Origin of the sequence: Desulfoluna butyratoxydans (genome assembly GCF_900699765.1) — a bacterium.
Classification (GTDB): Bacteria; Desulfobacterota; Desulfobacteria; order Desulfobacterales; family Desulfolunaceae; genus Desulfoluna; species Desulfoluna butyratoxydans.
In genome coordinates this window covers 1-625 of the sequence record NZ_CAADHO010000033.1, presented here as the reverse complement: position 1 = coordinate 625, position 625 = coordinate 1, and the positions used below count along the sequence as shown (strand labels likewise).

Annotated in this window: 2 rRNA genes; both read right to left on the bottom strand. The window is 45.6% G+C overall.

Going from position 1 to position 625, the window contains the following annotated elements:
* Positions 1 to 196: ribosomal RNA gene (locus tag MSL71_RS26340) — 16S ribosomal RNA — on the bottom strand; the annotation flags it as partial.
* A gap of 311 nt (positions 197 to 507) precedes the next feature.
* Positions 508 to 624 (bottom strand): 5S ribosomal RNA (gene rrf, locus MSL71_RS26335).
* Position 625: the final 1 nt, after the last annotated feature.

The window sequence follows — 625 nt, the reverse complement described above, 5'->3', positions numbered from 1 at the left end:
ACCGTGGTAAGGATTATGTCATCCGGTATTAGCAGCCCTTTCGAACTGTTATCCCAAATTCAGGGGTAGATTATTCACGCGTTACTCACCCGTGCGCCACTGTACTCGTTCTCCGAAAAGAACTTTCTCGTTCGACTTGCATGTGTTAAGCACGCCGCCAGCGTTCATTCTGAGCCAGGATCAAACTCTCCAATTAAATCATCTAACAAAATGACCCAAAAGGGTTTGATTTTGACGAAAGACTCGCTAAAGTCTTATATGTTTCGCTGCTTACTGATTTTCAAAGATCAAGTGATCTGAGCTGCTTGAAAACAACTTGGCGAATCTATCTCCAATCGCCTTTGTTGTCAAGGCTCTTTTCGGTTTTTTTAGAAAACCGTTTCAAGCCTTATTTCGAGCAACTTTCAAGTAGCTTAATTTCCTTTTAAACCACTTGAGAGGCGCTCAAAAAAACCCCGGCCCAACATTTTTCGTTTCGAAAAGCGTTGGGCCGGGATATAAAAAAGATTCCGGCGGCGACCTACTCTCCCACACAGCTGCCCGTGCAGTACCATCGGCGCAGACAAGCTTAACTTCCGTGTTCGGGATGGGAACGGGTGTGACCTTGTCGCAATCACCACCGAAA